This is a genomic window from Comamonas sp. (assembly GCF_009360615.1).
Classification (GTDB): domain Bacteria; phylum Pseudomonadota; class Gammaproteobacteria; order Burkholderiales; family Burkholderiaceae_C; genus Comamonas.
In genome coordinates this window covers 123,722-144,710 of record NZ_SPEY01000023.1, presented here as the reverse complement: position 1 = coordinate 144,710, position 20,989 = coordinate 123,722, and the positions used below count along the sequence as shown (strand labels likewise).

The 20,989-nt window shown below is 61.6% G+C and carries 16 protein-coding genes and 6 tRNA genes; 2 read left to right on the top strand and 20 right to left on the bottom strand.

Annotated elements, in window-relative coordinates; all coding sequences use genetic code 11:
- Nucleotides 1-8 precede the first annotated feature (8 nt).
- From E2583_RS08280 to E2583_RS08270, 3 genes are all read right to left on the bottom strand, one after another.
- Nucleotides 9-1,427: a sodium:proton antiporter gene (locus tag E2583_RS08280; RefSeq protein ID WP_291595034.1), complete on the bottom strand. Its 1,419-nt coding sequence runs from the start codon at nt 1,425-1,427 to the stop codon at nt 9-11.
- Nucleotides 1,428-1,508: 81 nt separating this feature from the next.
- Nucleotides 1,509-2,744, bottom strand: coding sequence for a nicotinate phosphoribosyltransferase (gene pncB / locus E2583_RS08275; protein ID WP_291594774.1), 1,236 nt, complete (start codon nt 2,742-2,744; stop codon nt 1,509-1,511).
- A 228-nt stretch (nt 2,745-2,972) separates the two neighbouring features.
- Nucleotides 2,973-3,452 (bottom strand): thioesterase family protein, encoded by a 480-nt coding sequence (locus E2583_RS08270; RefSeq protein WP_291594772.1) that lies wholly within the window; start codon nt 3,450-3,452, stop codon nt 2,973-2,975.
- Nucleotides 3,453-3,805: 353 nt separating this feature from the next.
- Here E2583_RS08270 and E2583_RS08265 point away from each other — a divergent pair, with 353 nt between their 5' ends.
- A complete protein-coding gene (locus E2583_RS08265; protein WP_291594771.1) occupies nt 3,806-4,348 on the top strand; it encodes a phasin family protein in 543 nt (180 codons plus the stop codon).
- 273 nt (nt 4,349-4,621) lie between these two features.
- Nucleotides 4,622-5,380, top strand: a complete 759-nt coding sequence (locus E2583_RS08260; RefSeq protein WP_291594770.1) for a 3-hydroxyacyl-CoA dehydrogenase — start codon at nt 4,622-4,624, stop codon at nt 5,378-5,380.
- A gap of 95 nt (nt 5,381-5,475) precedes the next feature.
- Here the strand turns inward: E2583_RS08260 and E2583_RS08255 are convergent.
- The 17 genes from E2583_RS08255 to folC all read right to left on the bottom strand — a co-directional run bounded on the left by E2583_RS08255 (nt 5,476) and on the right by folC (nt 20,962).
- Nucleotides 5,476-5,552: transfer RNA gene (locus E2583_RS08255), tRNA-Asp, on the bottom strand.
- A 48-nt stretch (nt 5,553-5,600) separates the two neighbouring features.
- Nucleotides 5,601-5,676, bottom strand: a tRNA-Glu gene (locus E2583_RS08250).
- A gap of 44 nt (nt 5,677-5,720) precedes the next feature.
- A tRNA-Ala gene (locus tag E2583_RS08245) sits at nt 5,721-5,796 on the bottom strand.
- A 147-nt stretch (nt 5,797-5,943) separates the two neighbouring features.
- The gene (locus E2583_RS08240) at nt 5,944-6,279 is read right to left on the bottom strand and encodes a P-II family nitrogen regulator (RefSeq protein WP_291594769.1); all 336 of its coding nucleotides are present in this window, start codon (nt 6,277-6,279) and stop codon (nt 5,944-5,946) included.
- A gap of 20 nt (nt 6,280-6,299) precedes the next feature.
- Nucleotides 6,300-9,389, bottom strand: coding sequence for a CusA/CzcA family heavy metal efflux RND transporter (locus tag E2583_RS08235; RefSeq protein ID WP_291594768.1), 3,090 nt, complete (start codon nt 9,387-9,389; stop codon nt 6,300-6,302).
- A 4-nt stretch (nt 9,390-9,393) separates the two neighbouring features.
- Nucleotides 9,394-10,602, bottom strand: a complete 1,209-nt coding sequence (locus tag E2583_RS08230; RefSeq protein ID WP_291594767.1) for an efflux RND transporter periplasmic adaptor subunit — start codon at nt 10,600-10,602, stop codon at nt 9,394-9,396.
- Nucleotides 10,603-10,648: 46 nt separating this feature from the next.
- Nucleotides 10,649-11,884, bottom strand: a complete 1,236-nt coding sequence (locus E2583_RS08225) for a TolC family protein (protein WP_291595032.1) — start codon at nt 11,882-11,884, stop codon at nt 10,649-10,651.
- Between the two features lie 368 nt (nt 11,885-12,252).
- Entirely contained in the window at nt 12,253-12,630 is a 378-nt protein-coding gene (locus E2583_RS08220; protein WP_291594766.1) for a hypothetical protein, read from the bottom strand.
- 311 nt (nt 12,631-12,941) lie between these two features.
- Nucleotides 12,942-13,018 (bottom strand) — tRNA-Asp (locus E2583_RS08215).
- A 48-nt stretch (nt 13,019-13,066) separates the two neighbouring features.
- A tRNA-Glu gene (locus E2583_RS08210) sits at nt 13,067-13,142 on the bottom strand.
- A 46-nt stretch (nt 13,143-13,188) separates the two neighbouring features.
- A tRNA-Ala gene (locus E2583_RS08205) sits at nt 13,189-13,264 on the bottom strand.
- 66 nt (nt 13,265-13,330) lie between these two features.
- Nucleotides 13,331-14,737 (bottom strand): glutamate--tRNA ligase, encoded by a 1,407-nt coding sequence (gltX, locus tag E2583_RS08200; protein WP_291594764.1) that lies wholly within the window; start codon nt 14,735-14,737, stop codon nt 13,331-13,333.
- 146 nt (nt 14,738-14,883) lie between these two features.
- The gene (locus E2583_RS08195; protein WP_291595031.1) at nt 14,884-16,095 is read right to left on the bottom strand and encodes an O-succinylhomoserine sulfhydrylase; all 1,212 of its coding nucleotides are present in this window, start codon (nt 16,093-16,095) and stop codon (nt 14,884-14,886) included.
- A gap of 304 nt (nt 16,096-16,399) precedes the next feature.
- The gene (gene purF, locus E2583_RS08190; RefSeq protein WP_291594763.1) at nt 16,400-17,908 is read right to left on the bottom strand and encodes an amidophosphoribosyltransferase; all 1,509 of its coding nucleotides are present in this window, start codon (nt 17,906-17,908) and stop codon (nt 16,400-16,402) included.
- 197 nt (nt 17,909-18,105) lie between these two features.
- Entirely contained in the window at nt 18,106-18,603 is a 498-nt protein-coding gene (locus E2583_RS08185) for a CvpA family protein (RefSeq protein WP_291594762.1), read from the bottom strand.
- A gap of 28 nt (nt 18,604-18,631) precedes the next feature.
- Complete coding sequence (locus E2583_RS08180; protein WP_291594761.1) at nt 18,632-19,579, bottom strand: SPOR domain-containing protein; 948 nt, start codon at nt 19,577-19,579, stop codon at nt 18,632-18,634.
- Between the two features lie 57 nt (nt 19,580-19,636).
- A complete protein-coding gene (gene folC / locus E2583_RS08175) occupies nt 19,637-20,962 on the bottom strand; it encodes a bifunctional tetrahydrofolate synthase/dihydrofolate synthase (protein WP_291594759.1) in 1,326 nt (441 codons plus the stop codon).
- Nucleotides 20,963-20,989 lie beyond the last annotated feature (27 nt).

The window sequence follows — 20,989 nt, the reverse complement described above, 5'->3', positions numbered from 1 at the left end:
GGTGCGGCCTATCGAAACCAGATCCAGGTGATCAGCAAGAGCAGCGGCACCAGCACACAGACCGACCAGAGCATGTAGCCGAAAAAGCCCGGCATCTTCACGCCACGATCTTCGGCAATCGCCTTGACCATGAGATTGGGTGCGTTGCCGATATAGGTGTTCGCGCCCATGAACACGGCACCGGCAGAGATGGCGGTCAGCGTCAGCGCCATCTCTGTCATGAGATGCGCAGGGTCGCCACCGGCGGTATTGAAGAAGACCAGATAGGTCGGGGCGTTGTCGAGGAAGGAAGACAGCAGGCCCGTGGCCCAGAAATACATGGCCGGATCGGGGGTGCCATCGGCATGCGTCACGGCGCGCACCACGGCGCCGAAGGGCCCCTCCCCCCCCGCCTTGAGCATGGCAATGACGGGAATGATGGTCAGAAAAATACCCGCAAACAACTTGGCCACTTCCTGCATGGGCCCCCAGCCGAACTCATTGGCCCGATGCACGCTGGCCGGCGTGAGCTTCAGCGACAGCAGCGTCACGGCCAGCAGGCCCAGATCGCGCACCAGGCCAGGCAGGCCGACATGGGTTCCTGCAATCTCGAAGCCTGCGGGAGTGCGCCAGATGCCGCTGACCAGCACCAGAGCCACCACCGCGATCAGCAGAACGAAGTTCACGCGGCCTTCGAAGCCCAGGCGGCTTTGAGCCCCGGTCGCATCCATGCTGGGTGTGGGATCCGGCAGGTCGGTCTCTCCCTTTTGCCCCATCAGCCTGCGATCTATCCCGTAGAAGATGATCAGCAGCGCCAGCGTGAGGAACAGCATCGGACCCCAGATATGGCTCACCGTCCAGAAGAAGTCCACCCCCTTCAGAAAACCCAGGAACAGCGGCGGATCCCCGAGCGGCGTCAGTGCGCCCCCGGCATTGGAGACGATGAAGATGAAGAACACCACCACATGGGCCTGATGACGGCGGTTGTCGTTGGCGCGCAGCAAGGGGCGGATCAGCAGCATGGACGCCCCTGTGGTGCCCATGAAGCTGGCCAGCACCGCACCCACGGCCAGGATGGAGGTATTCAGTCCCGGAGAAGCACGCAGATTGCCGCGCACGTAGATGCCGCCGGCCACCGTATACAACGCGGTCAGCAAGATCACGAACGGCAGATACTCGGCCAGCAAGGCATGCACCAGATTCGTGCCCGCCGCGGCCAGGCCATGGATCAGCGCAAAAGGCAGCATGAAGGCCAGCGCCCAGCCGGCGGTCACCTTGCCGAAATGGTGATGCCAGAACTGCGGCAGCAGCAGCGGCATCAGCGCAATCGACAGCAGCATGCCCACAAACGGTATGCCCCAGGCCACGGACATGGCCGCGCCATTGATCTCTGCGGCTCGCGCAGCGCCCACCGCCAGTGTCAGCAGCGCGGCGGCTGCGGCCTTCATCCAAGATTTGCTGATCAAACGCACATCCTCCCTGCTTCTGGCCCTGCAGCCGGCGCGGCTGCCGTCCCTGATTCTTGATTTTTAAGCCGGCGCGACCGGCTCCGGCGGCGCAATGCTGAACACCTGACGCAGATAGGCCAGGTATTTTTCATCGTCGCACATGCTCTTGCCCGGCGTGTCCGAGAGCTTGGCCACTGGCTGGCCGTTGCAGCGCGTCATCTTGATCACGATCTGCAAGGGCACATGCTCGGGAGGATTACCCAGATCGTTGGTCAGATTGGTGCCGATACCGAACGCCAGCTGGCAGCGACCGTTGAAGCGCTCGAACAGTCCGATGGTTTTGGGGATTGTCAGTCCATCGCTGAAGATCAGGACCTTGCTCAGCGGATCGATCTTGTTGGCCTTGTAGTGCGCGATAAGGCGCTCCCCCCAGTCGAACGGGTCGCCGCTGTCGTGGCGCGCACCGTCAAACAGCTTGCAGAAGTACAGATCGAAATCGCGCAGAAAGGCCGTCATGCCATAGACGTCGGACAGCGCAATGCCCAGGTCGCCCCGGTACTCGCGCGCCCAGGACTCGAAACCGAAGATCTGGCTGTCGCGCAGGCGTGGGCCCAGCGATTGGCAGGCCTGCAGGTATTCGTGGGCCAACGTGCCCAGCGGAATCAGACCCAGCTTCATCGCATACAGCACATTGCTGGTGCCCGCCAGTTGCCCCTTGCGCTGGCCGTTGACGCGCGCCGCCCCCGGATGGCCCAGCCTGGCGCAAAGCACACGCAGCACCTCTTCATGCCAGGCCCTCGAAAAGCGCCTGCGCGTGCCGTAATCGGCAATCTTGAGCGACTCCAGGCCGGGCGCCTGCAGCAGCTCGATCTTCTCGTCCAGGCGCCTGCGTCCTTCGAGGAAGTTGGGCACGGGCTGGGTATTGCGGAAATACACCTCGTTGACTATGGCCAGCACCGGGATCTCGAACAAGATGGTGTGCAGCCAGGGGCCCTGGATGGTGATGTCGATCTCGCCGCTGGCCAGCGGCGTGACCGTGATGTATTTGTCGTTGAGCTGGAACAGGCTCAGGAAATCGACAAAATCGCTCTTGATGAAACGCAGCGAACTCAGATAGGCCAGCTCGGCATCCTGAAAGCGCAACTTGCAAAGAGAACGGATCTCTTCGCGAATTTCATTGACGTACGGAGCCAGTTGCACCCCGGGGTTGCGGCATTTGAAGCGGTACTCCACCTGCGCGCCCGGAAACTGATGCAGCACCACCTGCATCATCGTGAATTTGTACAGGTCGGTGTCTAGCAGACTGGTGATGATCATGGACGACGGTGGGCCTGACGGTCCGTTCAGTCATGGAACAAGGCTGGCTCAAAACAGGATGAGCCGGCCTCAACAGAGACTGACGAGTGTAGGCGATTCCACACCCCGCCCCGTACTCGCTGCCCCTGAGTGCTTCCTGCCGATGACGGCTTTTCAAGCGCCGCCGGATACCTCATTCAAATCACTCTTGAACACTTGACAGACATACGCAAGAAGCTATCTTTTTTGCTATTCGCCAACCGACTCTGCGCGCAGCAGCGGCTGCAGGGCCGCACGCAACGGCTGGGGCAAGGGCACCGGTCGGCGCGTCTGCCTGTCGACATAGACATGCACAAAATGCCCGGCGGCAGCGGACTGGCCCGCGCCCTTGGCAAACAGACCCACTTCGTAGCGCACGCTGGAGGTCCCCAGATGCGCCACGCGAATGCCGGCCTCCACGGATTGCGGAAAAGCCAGAGAGGCAAAGTAATTGCACTGGGTCTCTATCACGAGGCCAATCGTCTGCCCGATATGGATATCCAGCGCCCCCTGCTCTATCAGATACGCATTGACCGCAGTGTCAAACCAGCTGTAGTAGATGACGTTGTTGACATGACCGTAAACATCGTTGTCCGACCAGCGGGTGCTGATGTCACGAAACACAGGATAGGAGTCACGCGCCTGTGGCTGGGCACGCGAAGGCTTGCCATGAGAGATCGATGCAGTCATGCAGCCATTGTGCAGCGCGGCCCATACGTCGCCAGCACCACCGCGACAGGGCGTCGGCGTCAGCGCTCGCCAACGCATGACGCAGCGCACAAGAAAATACATGCATGCCGTTTATTGTCAATTAACGGACATAACAAAGCTTTTAAAAATCATGCACTTATCAAAAAGCATGAGCCGCCCCTCTTTTTTGCTGCAACGCAACAAATTAAAGCTTGCATTGCCACAAATTCTCTTCCACAATGCACCCATGCTGCACTGCAACATACGACTGACTCAGAGATAGCGGTCATGTCAGGGCAGACGTTTCCTCCGGTCCGATCCCTTTGTTAGATCCGTAATTTTGGAGAATTGCCATGAGCCTGACCCCCGACCAAATCCTGAGCGCACAAAAAGCCCATTTCGAGACGCTGTTCAGCCTGACCAGCAAGGCTTTCGAAGGCGTGGAAAAACTGGTTGAACTGAACGTCACCGCATCGCGTGCCGCACTGACCGAAGCCGCCCAGCACACCCAAGCCGTGCTCAGCGTCAAGGACGCCCAGGAACTGCTGACTCTGCAGGCAGGCCTGTTCCAGCCCCTGGCCGAGAAGACCGCATCCTACAGCCGCCATCTGTATGACATCGCCAGCAACACGGCCGGCGAGTTCAACAAGGCCCTGGAAGTCCAGTCCACCGAAGCTCGCAAGAACTTCAACGCTCTGCTGGACAACTCCACCAAGAATGCGCCTGCCGGCTCCGAATCCGCTGTGGCCATGGTCAAGAGCGCCGTCTCGGCTGCCAACAACGCATTCGAATCCGTGCAGAAGGCCGTCAAGCAAGCCTCCGACATGGCTGAAGCCAATTTCAACGCCGCCACCAAGACCGCCACGGAAGCGGTCAAGGCCACGGCCAAGCGTTAAGAACATCGTTATCGACATGCTTGGCAAGATCTAGGGTTTACCCTTATAATCACCAGCATGTCAGGTCGGCATGCATCGACAGAGATGCCGACCTTGCGCAAGTTGTCTCCTTGGATCCTCCTGAAACCCCCGTTTCATGGATCCCTTCAAAGCCCAATCCCTGTGATTGGGCTTTTTTTTATGCGCGCTTTCCTCAGGTCGTACCGGGCCTCACTCTGTGCATAATTGACGTTTACGTCAACGTCAACAAGACATCGAGCAAGGAGACAGCACATGCAGATTCAGGACCGCGTATTCATCGTGACCGGCGGCGCCTCGGGTTTGGGCGAGGGAACGGCACGCATGCTGGCCGCCAATGGCGGCAAGGTGGTGATTGCCGACATGAATGCAGAACGGGGCGAGGCCGTCGCCCGGGAGATCGGCGGCGCCTATCTGCGCTGCGACGTCAGCAATGAGGCCGATGGCCAGGCCGTGGTCGCCAAGGCCACAAGCCTGGGCAAGCTGGCGGGCCTGATCAACTGCGCCGGCATCGCACCGGCCGAAAAAACCGTAGGCAAGAGCGGCCCACACAGCTTGGCCGTCTATACCAAGACCATCATGGTCAACCTGGTCGGCACCTTCAACATGATTCGGCTGGCGGCGGACGCCATGAGCAAGAATGAGCCAGAGCCTACCGGCGAGCGCGGGGTTCTGATTTCCACCGCCAGCGTCGCGGCCTATGACGGTCAGATCGGCCAGGCGGCCTACGCGGCATCAAAGGGCGGCGTGGTCGGCATGACGCTGCCCATTGCTCGCGACCTGGCGCGCAGCGGTATTCGCAATATGACGATTGCTCCTGGCATCTTCGGCACCCCCATGCTTTTCACCATGCCACAGGAAGTTCAAGATGCACTGGCCGCCAGCGTGCCCTTCCCCAGCCGGCTGGGCAAGCCCGAGGACTACGCCAAGCTGGTCAAGCAGATACTGGAAAACGACATGCTCAATGGTGAAGTCATCCGCCTGGACGGTGCCATTCGCATGGCCCCGAAATAACGGGTAAATCAAAGGCCTTGCCGCAAGGCCTTTTTCTCCGGATCCCGGGCAAAGAAAAAGCCGCAACCAATTGCTTGATTGCGGCTTTTTGAATCTGGCGGAGTGGACGGGACTCGAACCCGCGACCCCCGGCGTGACAGGCCGGTATTCTAACCAACTGAACTACCACTCCTGGCAGGAAGCTTTGCTACATATTATATAGCTGCAAGCGCTTCAAACTTGGCGACCCTACGGGGATTCGAACCCCGGTACTCACCGTGAAAGGGTGATGTCCTAGGCCTCTAGACGATAGGGTCAATTCCTAGAACGATTCGAGTCTTGCGACTCGCCGTCAAAATTTTGGTGGAGGTAAACGGGATCGAACCGATGACCTCTTGCATGCCATGCAAGCGCTCTCCCAGCTGAGCTATACCCCCTTGAAGCAATGAAACAGTGTTTCTCTGCTGCAATGCAAAAATTGTAGCACAGGGTTTTCGCCGCTTTTTCCAAACTGCCGATATTTTCTCGAATGCATGAAAAAAGGGATGCAGAAAGCATCCCTTTTATTCGCTGGGCAGGCCGTCTCAGCTCACCGCACCGCCGTCGCGGATGCGATGCATTTCGCCGATATCCACGGTCCAGACCAGGCCGTCGCCGATCTGGCCGGTGCGGCAGGCCGCGACGATGGCCTCGCGGATGGCCGCCACCATGGACTCCTCCACGATCACGCAGACCATGAGCTTGTCCGAAAAATCGGTCAGCTCATCCTTGACCGTGCGCTTGTCCACGGCTGCAGGAGCCGTGAAACCTTCGGCCTTGAAGATCGTCACGCCGGGAAAGTTCGGAATTGCGCGCAGCTCGGTACGCAGGCGCTCCAGCCGGCTGGGACGCACGATGGCGCGGATTTCCTTCATCGTCATCGGATCACTCCTTTCTCAAATCAAGCCTCGGTCGGCTTCTCGTCAAACCAGCGGTACAGCGTGGGCAGCACCACCAGGGTCAGCAGGGTCGACGTAATCAGGCCGCCGATCACCACAATGGCCAGAGGACGCTGAACTTCGGAGCCCGGACCTGTCGCAAACAGGAACGGCACCAGACCCAGCAAGGCCACGGTGGCAGTCATCATCACCGGACGGAAACGCTGGGTACAGCCTTCCCGCACAGCCTCCGCCACCGCCATTCCCTCCTGGCGCAGGTGGCGGATGCTGGAGACCAGCACCACACCATTGAGCACGGCGATCCCCCACAGGGCAATAAAGCCCACGGAGGCCGGCACGCTGACATATTCCCCCGTGACGAACAGGCCGATCAGGCCGCCAATCGAAGCGAAAGGCAGCACCAGAATGATCAGGCTTGCCAGCTTGACGGAGTTGAACAGCAGGAACAGCAGGAAGAAGATGGCGACGATGGTCAGCGGCACGATCACCTGCAGCGTGCCCATGGCGCGCTCCATGTTCTCGAACTGACCGCCGAACTTGAAGTAATAGCCATCGGGCAGCTTGACCTCCTTCGCCAGGCGCTGCTCGACCTCAGCCACAAAGCCCGCCAGGTCACGCCCTTCGACATTGGCCCCCACAACGACTCGACGCTTGCCGCCTTCGCGGCTGATCTGTGCCGGCCCGTCCACCAGCTCGATGCGGGCCAGACTACTCAGCGGCACCTGCGCACCGGTGGCCGTGGTCAGCAACGCCGCACCGATAGCCTCCGGGGAGCCCCGATAGGACTCGGGGAAGCGCACCACCACCGAGTAGCGGCGCTCGCCTTCGTACAAGGTCGTGACATCCTTGCCACCGATGGCGGATTCCAGCAGGCTTTGCACGTCGGCCACGTTCAGGCCGTGGCGGGCAATCGCCTTGCGATCGATGTCCACCGTCAGGGCCTGCTGTCCCGAGAGTCGCTCGACACGAATGTCGGTGCTGCCGGAGACGCTCTTCAGAATGCGCGCCACTTGCTCGGAGACCTCCTTGAGGTCTTCCAGTTCATCACCAAACACCTTGACGGCCAGCTGAGAACGCACGCCCGTCACCATTTCGTCCACCCGCTCGGAGATAGGCTGAGACAGCACGATTTGCACCCCTGGGATCTTGGACAGACGCTGACGGATGTCTTCGTCGATCTCGTCCTGGCTGCGCTCGGACTCCGGATCCAGCAGCACGATGGGGTCGGACTCGTTGGGGCCAGCGGGGTCGGCCGGCGATTCGCCACGACCAAGCTTGGACACCACGGACTTCACTCCAGGCACCTGCGCCACTTCCTTCATGGCCGCCATTTCCATGCGAATGGACTCATCCAGGGAAATGCTGGGAACGCGGTTGATCTGCGGTGTCAGCGCCCCTTCCTTCATGGTCGGCATGAAGGACTTGCCCAGCAGCGGGAACAGCCCCAGCGAGCCGACCAGCAGCGCCACCGCCACGGCCAGCGTGAGACGGTTGCGGGCCGTCGCGCCGTCGAGCAGGCGCAGATAGTGGCGCTTGAGGAAGGCGATCAGCCTGGTGTCATGGTCAGCGCCACCCTTGAGGAAGTAGGAGCATAGCACCGGCGACAGGAACAGCGAAACGGCCAGCGAGATGGCCAGAGCCATGGCGATGGTCAGCGCCAGCGGCCCGAACATCTTGCCTTCAATGCCTTGCAGCGTCATCAGCGGCAGGAAAACCAGAATGATGATGGCAATGCCGAAGATGGTGGGCGTCGCGACTTCCACGGTGGCAGACAGCACGGTGCGGATGCGTTCACCACGCGAATCGCCCGCCTGACCCAGCTTGTGGAACACGTTTTCCACCACCACCACGGTCGCATCCACCATCAGGCCGATGGCAATGGCCAGCCCTCCCAAGGACATCAGATTGGCCGAAATGCCATATTTGTTCATCAGCATGAAGGTGGTCAGAGGCGTGATGACCAGCGTCGCAACCACAATCAGGCTGGAGCGCACATCGCCAAGGAAGATGAACAGCACCACCACCACCAGGAAGATGCCCTCGATCAGCACCTTGCCCACGGTCCAGAGGGCGGAATCAACCAGATCGGTCCGGTCATAGTAGGGAACGATCTGCAGACCGCCAGGCAGCATGCCCTTGGCATTGATCTCCGCCACGCGTTCTTTCACCCGGGTCACGACCTCCTTGGCATTGCCGCCACGCATCATCAGCACGATGCCGGAAACGCTCTCGGTATAGCCGCCCTTGATGATGGCGCCCTGACGGACCTCGGCGTCGATCTGCACCTTGGCCACGTCGCGCACATAGACCGGCACGCCCCCCTGCTCTTTGAGCACGATGTTGCCGATATCGTCCAGGGAGCGGATCATGCCCACGCCGCGGATCAGATACTGCTCGGTCACCTGGGGCAGGATGCCCCCGCTGGCATTGGCGTTGTTGTCCGCCACGGCCTGCACCACCTGGCGCACGGTCAGGTTGTAGTGGCGCAGACGGGCGGGGTCGACCAGCACCTGGTACTGCTTGACATAGCCGCCCTGGGAGTTGATTTCCGCCACGCCGGGAATGGAGCGCAGCAAGGGACGCGCCACCCAGTCCTGGATGGTGCGACGCTCCGTCAGCTCGGCCTGGGTCAGCTCGCGCTCGCCATCATCGGGATGATCAAGCGTGTACTGGTAGACCTCGCCCAGGCCCGTGGACACGGGCCCCAGCACCGGCACAATGCCTTCAGGCATGCGCGGCGTGACTTCGATCAGACGCTCCGTCACCAGCTGGCGGGCAAAGTACACATCGGTCGCATCGGTGAACACCAGCGTGATGATGGACAGTCCACTCTTGTTGAGCGAGCGCATCTCGGCCAGTCCGGGCAAGCCCGTCATGGCAATTTCCAGAGGCACGGTCACAAAACGCTCGATCTCTTCGGGTGAACGGCCGGGAGCTTCGGTGGCAACCTGGACCTGCACATTGGTCACATCGGGGAAGGCATCCACCGACAGATTCATGGCAGCACGCAGGCCGAATCCGCACATCACCAGCGCCAGCACGACCACCACCAGCCGCTGCGATAGCGCGGCACGAATCATGGAGGCAATCATGGGCTTACTCCAGTTCTGCGCGCTTGCGCTCGTTGTTCAGGTGGAATGCACCTTCGACCACGATCTGCGTGCCTTCGCTCAGCCCCTTGATCACGGGCCGCAGACCACCGCTGGTCGCACCCAGCTCCACCGGAGTCAGGCGGTAGTGGTTTTCGGCCTTCTTGACATAGACATGGTCCTTGTCGTTCTCGCGGACCACGGCCAGCGCCGGGATCGCCAGCGTCTTCTCCATGGCCCCCTGAATCTTCATGGTGGCCAGCATCTGCGGCTTGAGCGCCAGATCCTTGTTGTCCACCTGGGTACGAATGGTCACGGTGCGGGTGTCGGGTGACACGGTGTCACCCACGTAGATGATCTTGCCGGAGATCGGCGTCTCCTCGACAGTCAGCCCCAGCGCCGGCACATCGACCTGCACGTTCTGGCCGGTCTGCACGCTGCGCGCAATCTGCTCGGGCAAGGCACCCACCACCCAGACGTTGGAAAGGTCTGCCACAGTGAACAGTGGATCTCCCGGCTGCGCCACCTGTCCCTGGCTGACCTGGCGCTCGATCACGATACCGGCAGCAGAGGCCGTGATGGCGGCATTCGGCGCCACATTGCCCTTGGCCCGCAGACTGCTCAGTGCCTCGGCAGACAAGCCCATCAGCTTGAGCTGATCGCCTGCCGCCCTCAGCTCTGCGCGGGCAATCTGCACTTCGGATTCGCGCCGCAGCAGTTCTGCAGAGCCAATCACGTCGGCAGCGATCAGCTGACGTGCGCGCTCCACCGAGCGCTCGGCCAGGGTCGCCGTGGCGCTGGCACGCATATAGGCCAGCTGGGCAGTGGTCAGCTCGGGGCTGGCGACACGCGCCAGCGTCTGACCTGCTTTGACGCGATCACCGGTTTCGGCAAGCACCTCGGTCACACGGCCTGTCACGGCCGCGCCGATGCGGGTGACCTTGCGCTCGTTGGCTTCGATGCGACCGGCAATTTCCTGCACCGATGCCACCTCGGCCTGCGCGACCGCAGCAGTCTTGAAGTTGCCGGCCATTTCAGCCGAGACGACCACCTCCAAGGGGTCCAGCTCGGCCTTGGTATCTGCAGCCGCAACCGCAGCAGTCGCCTGCTCGTCCTTGCCACAGCCAGTCAGGGTCAGTGTGGTCAGCCCGGCCAGTGCCAGTGCCAGAACCAGAGAGGCAGGACGCGCAGTCCTGGAATATTGATGAGAAGACATAAAGCGAATTCAAAAAATACGAAAACGTGGTCTTGACTTTGAAAGCTCAAAGCGAGGAAGGCTGGGCATAGCGGCCGGCCAGGAAGTCCAGCTCGATCCGGGCCGACTGAAGCTGATAGCGGGCCTCCAGCAAATCGGCTCGCACCGTGCGCAGCACGCGCTGGGCATCCAGCACATCGAGAATGCCCCGCTCTCCGTAGCGGTAGGCCGCCTCGGCTACGCGCAATGCCGACTCGGCCTCGCGCACCGCCCCTTCGCTCAGGGCCTTGATGCGTACCTGCGCCATTTCCATGACCTTCCAGGCCTGCAGCGTCTGTTGCTCCAGCTCGGCCTTGCGGCCTTCCATGCGCAGACGTGCGCGCTCGGCTTCCGAGGCGGCCTCGTCAATCGGGCCGCGGCGCTGGTCGAACAGCGGAATCTGCATGCTCACGCCGATGGTGTTGTTGCGGATATCGGGCTCCCGCGTCTGCGCATAGCGCAGCTCGAGCCCCGGCCAGCGGCTGGCCTTGGCACCGTTTTTCTGCGCTTCGGCCTTGTCCACCTCGGACTGCAGCTGCAGCAGTTCCGGATGGGACTGCCAGTTGACGTTCTTCAACTGAGCCTGGGCCACCGGGTCCTGCAAGGACAGGGCCAGGTCGAAGCGGCTGGGCAACTGGCCTGCGGCCAGGCGATTGAGCGTGAGCTGGGATTGCTCGGCCAGCAAGCGGGCAGATTGCTCCTGCTGGCGCGCGTTGATCAGCTCGGCATCGGCCTTGATGATTTCATAGCGCGCTGCCTCGCCACTGGAAACACGCACGCGTACCCGCTCATGGGCCTGCTCGAGCAGCTTGACGGCGTCATACGCGGCCTGCGCCTGCGCCTGTCGCAGCACCACCTCATAGGCCTTGAGCTTGACCTGGGCCACGAGGGCGTTGCGCGATGCGGCAATCTGGTGCACCGATGCCCGCTGGCCAGCTTCAGCGGCTTCTATGCGCGCAGCGCGTACGGAGGGCATTTCGATGGGGACGGAAATCCCCATGGTCTGAACATTGCCAGGGGTGGCCGATGCCAGGCGCGCCTTGTTGTCGCCGCGACTCCACTCCAGCTTGGGGTTCGGAAGGGCACCGGCGCTGACCACGGCAGCCTGGGCAGTGACGCTCGACTGCTGAACGGAGCGAAGTTCGGGGTTGTTCTCCAGCACGGTCTGCACCAGTTGCGTCAGGGTCAGCCTGGGCTGTGCCTGATCGGAAATCGTGCTGCTGATTTGTGGTGCGCTGCCGGCATTTTGCGCATGCGCAGCCATGGCAGCAGCGAGACACAGGCCGAAGATGGCCGAACGCTGGAGGCTGCGCAACGGTGCATGGCCAGAAGAATTCTTGCGGGCCTTGGCCGGAAAAGAAGCCGGCACTCTCGATCTATTGAGCATAGAACACAGCTGCCTTCTTGAGGGCAGATAAAGTGAGGAAAGGGTCGAAACCCTGTCACGCACATGCGGCAGGCCGCCACATGCAATGCAGGATCAGTTGCACCTGAGAAGGTGAAGCCGCCTCAGACCTGACTCGGAAACATGCTCGGCAGACAAGCACATTCCAGGCCCTCAGGCCATGGAATCAGGGGACGGCAGGTATCGGGGGCATCAAGCCCGGCGCGAGCACAGCGACGCGAAGGTCGTCAGGTGCGCTGGAGCTGGCCTGCCAGCGGCAGGCTCATATTGGGCGGACGCAGCATGCTTTCCGGCCAGGGGGAGGTCTGGTGCACCACATGCTCTTGCGGAGGCACCCGGACATCGGCCACACCCACGGCTACCGCTTCGGGAGGACCAAACAGTTCATTGCGATCATCCTGTGCCGGATTGAGTTCGGCAGTGCGATGCGGGCGGTGGATGGAGAACTCCACCGTATCTTCTTCCACATCGTCCTCGAACTCCTGCAGCACATCGACACCGTACTCGTGCGGCTCTGCGTCGAGCACATAGGCCATGGCCACCACATCCTGCGAACCCGCGGGCCACATGGCGACGAGTTGCACTCCGATGATGGAAGCAAACATCAGCAGCGACAGCAGAAAGGAAGACGCCGGGCGCATGGATCGAGAAAGCGGTGGTTAAACGAACAGCAATATAGGGAAGGGACAACCACCAGGAAACCGACCTGGTGGTGACAGGATGGTGTACTGAACGGCAACAAAAGTTCCCACATGCAAAACTTTTGTCAACATCTGTAAGGGTGAACGATAGCGTATCGCCATAGCACTTGCATGGCAAGGGTATCTTGCTAGAAAGTCAGGAGCACGCTTGGCTGCCGGAGATGTGAGAAGCCAAAAAAGCCGCAACCAATTTCTTGATTGCGGCTTTTTGAATCTGGCGGAGTGGACGGGACTCGAACCCGCGACCCCCGGCGTGACAGGCCGGTATTCTAACCAACTGAACTACCACTCCTGGCAGGAAGCTTTGCTACATATCATGTAGCTGCAAGCGCTTCAAACTTGGCGACCCTACGGGGATTCGAACCCCGGTACTCACCGTGAAAGGGTGATGTCCTAGGCCTCTAGACGATAGGGTCAATTCCTAGAACGATTCGAGCCTTGCGACTCGCCGTCATTAAATTTTGGTGGAGGTAAACGGGATCGAACCGATGACCTCTTGCATGCCATGCAAGCGCTCTCCCAGCTGAGCTATACCCCCAAACTCTCTGCAGGACAACCTTTTTATCAGTCGCGTTTTGCAGAGACTCGAATTATAGACAGGTTTTTAGCGATTTTTCAAACGAGCGATAACTTTTTCACGTCCGAGCAATTCCAGCACTGCATCCACCGAGGGCGTATGGGCCGTGCCCACGGTCAGAACACGTACGGGCATGGCCAGCACGGGCATTTTCACGCCCTGCGCCTTGAGCAACTCCTTGATCGCCGCGGCAATGGATTCCTTGGTCCAGTCCACGCTCTCGACCACGGATACAAATGCATCCAGCACGGGGACGGCCGCCTCGGTCACATGCTTGGCGTAGTCTTCCGCATTGCGGTCCACGCCATCCACATAGAAGACCTTGGCCCAGTTGGCCAGGTCCACCAGGGTCTCGCAGCGATCCTTGAACAGGGCCGCAATGCGCACCAGCCGGTCATCGGCGTCGATCAGGTTCTCGGCCACGCCGGCCTTGATGACAAAGGGCTTGACCAACTGGGCCAGCTCGGCGTCGTCCATGGCCTTCAGATGCTGGGCATTGACCCAGCGCAGTTTGGCTTCGTCAAACTGACCGGCGCTGCGGCCCAGGTGGTCCAGATTGAACCATTCCAGGAACTGGGCGCGGCTGAAGATCTCGTCGTCGCCGTGGCTCCAGCCCAGACGCGCCAGATAGTTCACCATGGCATCGGGCAGATAGCCCTCGTCACGGTACTGCGTCACGGCCTTGGCACCATTGCGCTTGCTCATCTTCTCGCCCTGCTCGTTGAGCACGGTGGGCAGATGGGCAAAGGTCGGCACGGTGGCACCCAGCGCTTCGAAGATGTGGATCTGGCGCGGCGTGTTGTTCACATGGTCGTCGCCACGGATGACATGGGTAATGTTCATGTCCATGTCGTCCACGCAGACGCAGAAGTTGTAGGTGGGCGTGCCGTCGGGACGTGCAATCACCAGGTCGTCCAGCTCGGAATTCTGGAATTCGATACGGCCCTTGCACTTGTCGTCCCAGCCCACCACGCCGGTTTGCGGAGTCTTGAACCGCAGCACGGGCTTCACGCCTTCGGGGATGGGAGGCAGCACCTTGCCTTCCTCGGGGCGCCATGTGCCGTCATAGCGAGGCTTTTCCTTGGCCGCCATCTGCTTTTCACGCAGCGCGTCCAGTTCCTCCATGCTCATGTAGCAGGGGTAGACAAAGCCTTTTTCCTGCAGCGTGGCCAGCACCTGCTTGTAGCGATCCATGCGCTGCATCTGGTAGAACGGACCTTCGTCGTGGTCCAGTTGCAACCATTCCATACCTTCGAGGATCACGTCCACGGATGCCTGGGTGGAGCGCTCCAGATCGGTGTCCTCGATGCGCAGCACGAAGTCGCCGCCGTTGGCACGCGCAAAAGCCCAGGGGTAGAGGGCGGAACGAATATTGCCCAGGTGGATAAAGCCGGTAGGCGAGGGGGCAAAGCGGGTGCGAATCTTGTTAGTCATATCAGAAATCCTTGTGAGACATTCCCTGTGGCAAGGCTGCGGCGCTTGATGCGCACGCAGTCTCGATCAGAGATGCCGAGCAAGCGCCGCGTCGGAGCACAGCCTCCCCTTGAGGGGCGAAGGCACGAAGCGACCCTGGGGGTGTTTCACAGCGTATCCAGTCCGCGAGCCAGGTCGACCTTGAGATCTTCCAGATGCTCCAGACCCACGGAGATACGAATCAGCCCCTGACCCACGCCAGCAGCCTGGCGCTGGGCCTCGGTCAGACGGCCGTGCGAGGTACTGGCCGGATGGGTGATGGTGGTCTTCACATCCCCGAGGTTGGCCGTGATCGAGCACAGACGCGTGCTGTCCACCACATGGAAGGCATTGGCACGCAGCTGCTCTGCGCCCTCCCCCACCACGTCAAAGGCCAGCACGGCGCCGCCCATGCCGTTTTGCTGGCGCATCGCCAGCTCGTGCTGAGGGTGACTCTTGAGACCCGGATAGTACACACGCGCCACCTTCGGATGGGCCTCCAGCCAGGCGGCAAATGCCAGCGCTGCGGCGCTTTGCGCCTTGACGCGCAGAGCCAGGGTTTCCAGGCCCTTCATCACCGTCCAGGCATTGTAGGGAGCGATGTTCAGACCGCCACTGCGCAGGAAAGTGCCCATGACCTTGTCCACCAGGGCCACAGTGCCGCACACCGCACCGGCCATGACGCGGCCCTGGCCGTCGAGGAACTTGGTGCCCGAATGCACGACAAGGTCGGCACCGAACTTCACGGGCTGCTGCAGCACGGGAGTGGCAAAGCTGTTGTCCACGGCCAGCAGCGCGTTGTGGCCGTGCGCCAGCTCGGCCAGTGCGGCGATGTCGCAAAGATCGGTCAGCGGGTTGGTCGGCGTCTCGGCAAACAACATGCGTGTGTTGGGCTTGATGGCCGCCTTCCAGGCATCGATATCGGTCTGCGAGACAAACGTGGTTTCCACGCCGAAGCGTGCCATCTCGGTGCCCAGCAGCTTGATGGTGGAGCCGAACATGGACTGCGAGCAGACCACATGATCGCCCGTCTTGAGTGCCGTCAACGCCACCAGCAGGATGGCCGACATGCCGGTGGAGGTCGCGACCGCACATTCCGTACCTTCCATGGCCGCCAGACGCTTTTCAAAGCTGGTGACCGTGGGGTTGCCGGTGCGGCTGTAGGTGAAGCCCGGCTCTTCATTGGCAAAGCGACGCGCTGCGGTCGCCGCATCGGGCTGCACGAAGCTGCTGGTCATGTACAGGGCTTCGCAATGCTCGCCCCACTGGCTGCGCTCGACCGCCTCGCGCACGGCCAGGGTTTCGGGATGCAAACCTTCGGGTAATGTCTTGTTGGTCACAATCGTCAAATCCAGATGGTTGGTACTGGTCATGAGTCCGCTGCAGACCGCCAATGAGGCCCGCACGCATGCTGCTCTACCAGCTTGACCGGCGGCACTCGCCGTGCCGGTCTTTGAATACGCTTTGCTCGCACATCGAGTAGTTTGAGCCATACCAGCCTCAAATGCTTGATGCACATACGTCATTAACTCACTTTAAAGGAGCACTCCGACCGCACAGCCATGCCATTGTCCTCCTGAATGAAAAGGGTTGCCTCAGCAACCCTTTCACACTCAGTCATTCGCTGCGCGAAAACGCCGGCACTCAGCTTTCCTGGGCGTTGGGCAGGGACAGGCGCGATGTGTCTTCGCTCTCCTCTTCGCTGCCACGGTTGCGGCCTTCGTTGAGCGCCGTCACCTCGTCATCGGAAATATCGCCGGTGATGTAGATGCCGTCAAAGCAGGAGGCTTCGAAGCCGCTCACCTGGGGATTGATCTTGCCCACGGCCTGCTTCATGGCTTCCACATCCTGGTAGATCAGCGCGTCGCAGCCGATGACCTGGCGAATTTCCTCGACCGTGCGGCCATGCGCCACCAGCTCGGAGCGCGTGGGCATGTCGATGCCATACACATTGGGGTGGCGCACGGGAGGCGCAGCCGAGGCCAGATACACCTTGTTGGCACCGGCATCGCGCGCCATCTGCACGATTTCCTTGGAGGTGGTGCCGCGCACGATGGAGTCATCGACCAGCAGCACATTGCGGCCCTTGAACTCGCTGCTGATGGCATTGAGTTTCTGGCGCACCGACTTCTTGCGCGCCCCCTGGCCGGGCATGATGAAGGTGCGGCCCACGTAGCGGTTTTTCACAAAACCTTCGCGATAGGGCTTGCCCAGCAGCTGGGCCAGCTGCATGGCGCTGGGGCGGCTCGATTCGGGGATGGGAATGACCGCATCGATTTCATTGGGGGGCACCATGGAGATCACGCGCTTGGCCAGCGTCTCGCCCATGTTCAGGCGGGCCTGATAGACGGAGATCCCGTCCATGGTGGAGTCGGGGCGTGCCAGATACACATACTCGAACACGCAGGGGTTGAGCTGGGTCTTTTCAGCGCACTGCAGGCTCTCGATGCGGCCATCGTTGTGCACGAAGATCGCTTCGCCGGGAGCGATGTCGCGCTCGAACTGATGGGTCGTACCCTCCAGCGCCACGGACTCGCTGGCCAGCATGATGGTGCCGTCATTGCCGCGGCCCATGCACAGCGGACGAATGCCGAAGGGATCGCGGAAGGCCAGCAGGCCGTAGCCGGCGATCAGCGCAATCACGGCATAGGAGCCCTTGATGCGCTTGTGCACCGCACGCACGGCCTTGAAGATTTCCTCGCTCTGGAGCGGCGCACCGCTGGAGGCGCGGCCAATCTCGTGCGCCAGCACGTTGAGCAGAACCTCGGAGTCGCTTTCGGTGTTGGTGTGGCGGTGATCGGTGTCCGCCAGTTCGCGGCGCAGCTGCTTGGCATTGGTGAGGTTGCCGTTGTGCACCATGACGATACCGAAGGGCGCATTCACGTAGAAGGGCTGGGCTTCCTCCTCGCTGGAAGCATTGCCCGCCGTGGGATAGCGCACCTGACCCAGACCCACATCACCGGGCAGAGCACGCATGTTGCGGGTGCGAAACACATCCTTCACCATGCCCTTGGCCTTGTGCATGAAGAACTTGCGTTCCTGCTGGGTCACGATGCCGGCTGCATCCTGCCCACGGTGCTGCAGCAGCAGCAAAGCGTCATAAATCAGCTGATTCACGGGTGTGGTACTCACCACACCAACGATTCCACACATAGTTGCGTTCCATCTGTTCGCGAAAGTTGCCCTTCGCCACACTCGCCTGCTTCGCCACCCATTGGCTAGCCTGCGCTTTGATATCCGGCATGGCGGATCACGCCAACACCAAACTCTCGTCGGCACCCGCTGCGTTTTACAGCAAGCGCCTTAGCCACTCTCGACCCTGAGGTCAATTGCGGCAAAAAAACTTCGCTTCAAGAGGAAGCCCGGGGCAGATACTGCCCCCACTCCTGCGGCAATGCCGGCAGCGCCCAGCCCAGCACCTCGGTCAGCCAGGGCGCGAGCGCCGAATCCTGCCACCACAGCGCCTGGTGCAGCGGCGTGTACTGGATCACCAGCGCCAGCACCAGCAGCAGCAGGCCGCCACGCAAGACGCCGAACAAGGCGCCCAACGTGCGGTCCACCGGCCTCAGCCCCACGGCTTCAATCAACTGCTTGGACAACCAGGAGATCACTCCCCAGGCGAACATGGCCCCCACCAGCAGCAACACAAAGCCTGCCGCGTAACGCAGCTGCATATCCCAGCCGTCCAGCGGCAGCCACACCGCCACCTCTTGCGCCCAGCTGCGAGCAACCACAAAACCCACCACCCAGCCCAGCAGAGACAGGACTTCATAGACCAGACCGCGCCAGGCTCCCAGCAACAAGGAGGCCAGCACCACGGCCACGAACATCCAGTCCAGCGTGCTCATCAATCCAACCGTTGCCGGCAAGCGGCGCTCAAGCCTTGAACACCGATGCGGGCAAGCCCAGGGCCTTGGCTCGGGCTGCAGCCTTCTCGGCTTCTTCACGGCTCTTGAACGGCCCCATGCGAACACGTGTACGCTTGCCGTCCTTGGTATCCACGGTCTGGGTAAAGGCTCCGGCACCGAGCTTGCCCTTGATTTCGTTAGCCTTGCCGACTTCGGCAAAGGCGCCGATCTGCACGATGAAGCGTTCGTTCGTCGCTGCAGCCTCCCTGGCCGGAGCAGCTTCCGAGGTACTGCGCCCCTCCAGAAGTGCACGGGCACGGGCGGCCTCGTCCACCTTGGGTGCTTCAGGCTTGTGCCTGGGCTCGGGTTTGGCTTCCGGCTTCTTGATCTCCGATTTAACCTCTGGCTTGACCTCGGCCTTGGGCTTTTCGGGCTTGGGCTCCGGCTTGCGTTCGGGCTTGGGCTGAGGTTTGACGTCTGGTTTGGGCTCGGGCCTGACCTGGGATGTCACTGCTGCGGCAGTGCCTGCGGCGGCAGCAGCCACTGCGGCCCCTACTGCAGGTGCCGCAGGCGCACTGGCCGAAGCCGCAGGCGCTGCAGGAGCTGCCGGCCTGGCAGAGGGCGCCAGCACCTCTTCACCGTCATCCAGAGACGCATTGGCTGCAACACGTCCCGACGGCGCGGCCGCCTGGCTCGCCACGCGGGCGCCAGGGACGACTTCAGGGGCCGAATTGGCCTGATCGGGAATTTCAATCGGAATATTGACCGGAATGGGACGTGGCTGCGTATCGAACAACAGCGGGAAGCCCACCACACCGATCAGCACCAGCACGGCCGCCCCGATGAGGCGATGACGTGCGCGGCGGCGCATGGCTTCCACGCTTTCGCCCTGGGCCAGGCGGCTGGGACGCTTGGCTCCAGCCACGGACTCGGCTTCGTCTTTTTTGCCAGGCCAACGGAAATTGAAAAATGCCATGAGTGAGGACTTGTTGAGGCCTGCCGCCCGGCAAGGCCGGTGGGGCAGGCCGCTGACTCAGTGAGTCAGGTGTTTGGCGTTCAGACGAGGCGTGCCGTTTTGCAACACTCCGCCCACGGTGAAGAACGATCCAAAGACCACGATTCTATCAGCCGCCTCCGAGGCCGCGACTGCGGCATCCAGGGCCTGCTGGGGATTGGCAAAGGTCTGCATGCTCACCTCCTTGCGGATCACGCCTTGGGCCTGCAGCTGCTGCAGCCTGGCCCTGAGGTTTTCTGCCGAGTCGGCACGCGGCGTGGGCAGATCGGAGAAATACCAGCGATCGACCAGCGGCCCCACCTTGGTGAGCATGGGCTCCCAGTCCTTGTCGGCCATGGCACCGAACACGGCATGCGTGGTCGGGAAATAGCCCATGGCATCGAGATTCGCGGTGAGCGCTGCCACCGAGTGCGGGTTGTGCGCCACATCCAGCACCAGCGTGGGCTGACCAGGGACGATCTGGAAGCGACCGGGCAACTCCACCATGGACAGGCCCGTGCGCACGGCCTGCGCCGTCACCGGCAGCTTGGCGCGAATGGCTTCATAGGCGGCCAGCACGCCGGAGGCATTCATCAGCTGATTGGCGCCGCGCAGCGCCGGGTAGGCCAGCCCCGCATAGCGACGGCCACGACCGGCCCAACCCCATTGCTGCTTGTCGCCGTCGTAGTTGAAGTCCTTGCCGAAGCGCCAGAGGTCGGCACCGATTTCGGCCGCGTGATCGATCACGCTTTGCGGCGGCACCGGGTCGCTGACAATGACAGGGCGACCGGCGCGCATGATGCCGGCCTTCTCGCGGCCTATGCTTTCGCGGTCCGGCCCCAGCAGCTCCATGTGATCGAGATCGATGCTGGTGATGATGGCGCAGTCGGCATCGATGATGTTGGTGGCATCGAGCCTGCCCCCCAGACCCACCTCCAGAATCGCCACATCCAGCCTGGACAGGCTCATCAGACGCAGGATCGCCAGCGTGGTGAACTCGAAGTAAGTGAGCGCAACCTCTTTGCCGTCCTTGACCCTGGCCTGCTCCACCGCTTCAAAATGCGGAATCAGTTCCTCGGCCTTCACGATCTCGCCGCCCACACGGCAGCGCTCTTCAAAGTGAACCAGATGCGGCGAGGTATAGACACCAGGGCGATAGCCGGACTGCAGAGCCACGGCCTCCAGCATGGCGCAGGTCGACCCCTTGCCATTGGTGCCTGCCACCGTGATGACAGGGCAGTCGAATTGCAGGCCCATGCGCTGTGCGACTTCACGCACGCGATCCAGACCCAGGGCGATGTTCTGGGGATGCAGGCGCTCGCAATAAGCCAGCCAGGCATCCAAGGTGGGAAATATGGTGTGCATACTGGGCGCTATTGTCGCCCACTGTCA

Coding starts and splice junctions, on each gene's coding strand:
- E2583_RS08280 (WP_291595034.1), bottom strand. CDS start 1,427: ATGAAGGCCGCAGCCGCCGCGCTGCTGACACTGGCGGTGGGCGCTGCG.
- pncB (WP_291594774.1), bottom strand. CDS start 2,744: ATGATCATCACCAGTCTGCTAGACACCGACCTGTACAAATTCACGATG.
- E2583_RS08270 (WP_291594772.1), bottom strand. CDS start 3,452: ATGACTGCATCGATCTCTCATGGCAAGCCTTCGCGTGCCCAGCCACAG.
- E2583_RS08265 (WP_291594771.1), top strand. CDS start 3,806: ATGAGCCTGACCCCCGACCAAATCCTGAGCGCACAAAAAGCCCATTTC.
- E2583_RS08260 (WP_291594770.1), top strand. CDS start 4,622: ATGCAGATTCAGGACCGCGTATTCATCGTGACCGGCGGCGCCTCGGGT.
- E2583_RS08240 (WP_291594769.1), bottom strand. CDS start 6,279: ATGACGATGAAGGAAATCCGCGCCATCGTGCGTCCCAGCCGGCTGGAG.
- E2583_RS08235 (WP_291594768.1), bottom strand. CDS start 9,389: ATGATTGCCTCCATGATTCGTGCCGCGCTATCGCAGCGGCTGGTGGTG.
- E2583_RS08230 (WP_291594767.1), bottom strand. CDS start 10,602: ATGTCTTCTCATCAATATTCCAGGACTGCGCGTCCTGCCTCTCTGGTT.
- E2583_RS08225 (WP_291595032.1), bottom strand. CDS start 11,884: ATGGCTGCGCATGCGCAAAATGCCGGCAGCGCACCACAAATCAGCAGC.
- E2583_RS08220 (WP_291594766.1), bottom strand. CDS start 12,630: ATGTTTGCTTCCATCATCGGAGTGCAACTCGTCGCCATGTGGCCCGCG.
- gltX (WP_291594764.1), bottom strand. CDS start 14,737: ATGACTAACAAGATTCGCACCCGCTTTGCCCCCTCGCCTACCGGCTTT.
- purF (WP_291594763.1), bottom strand. CDS start 17,908: ATGTGTGGAATCGTTGGTGTGGTGAGTACCACACCCGTGAATCAGCTG.
- E2583_RS08185 (WP_291594762.1), bottom strand. CDS start 18,603: ATGAGCACGCTGGACTGGATGTTCGTGGCCGTGGTGCTGGCCTCCTTG.
- E2583_RS08180 (WP_291594761.1), bottom strand. CDS start 19,579: ATGGCATTTTTCAATTTCCGTTGGCCTGGCAAAAAAGACGAAGCCGAG.
- folC (WP_291594759.1), bottom strand. CDS start 20,962: ATGCACACCATATTTCCCACCTTGGATGCCTGGCTGGCTTATTGCGAG.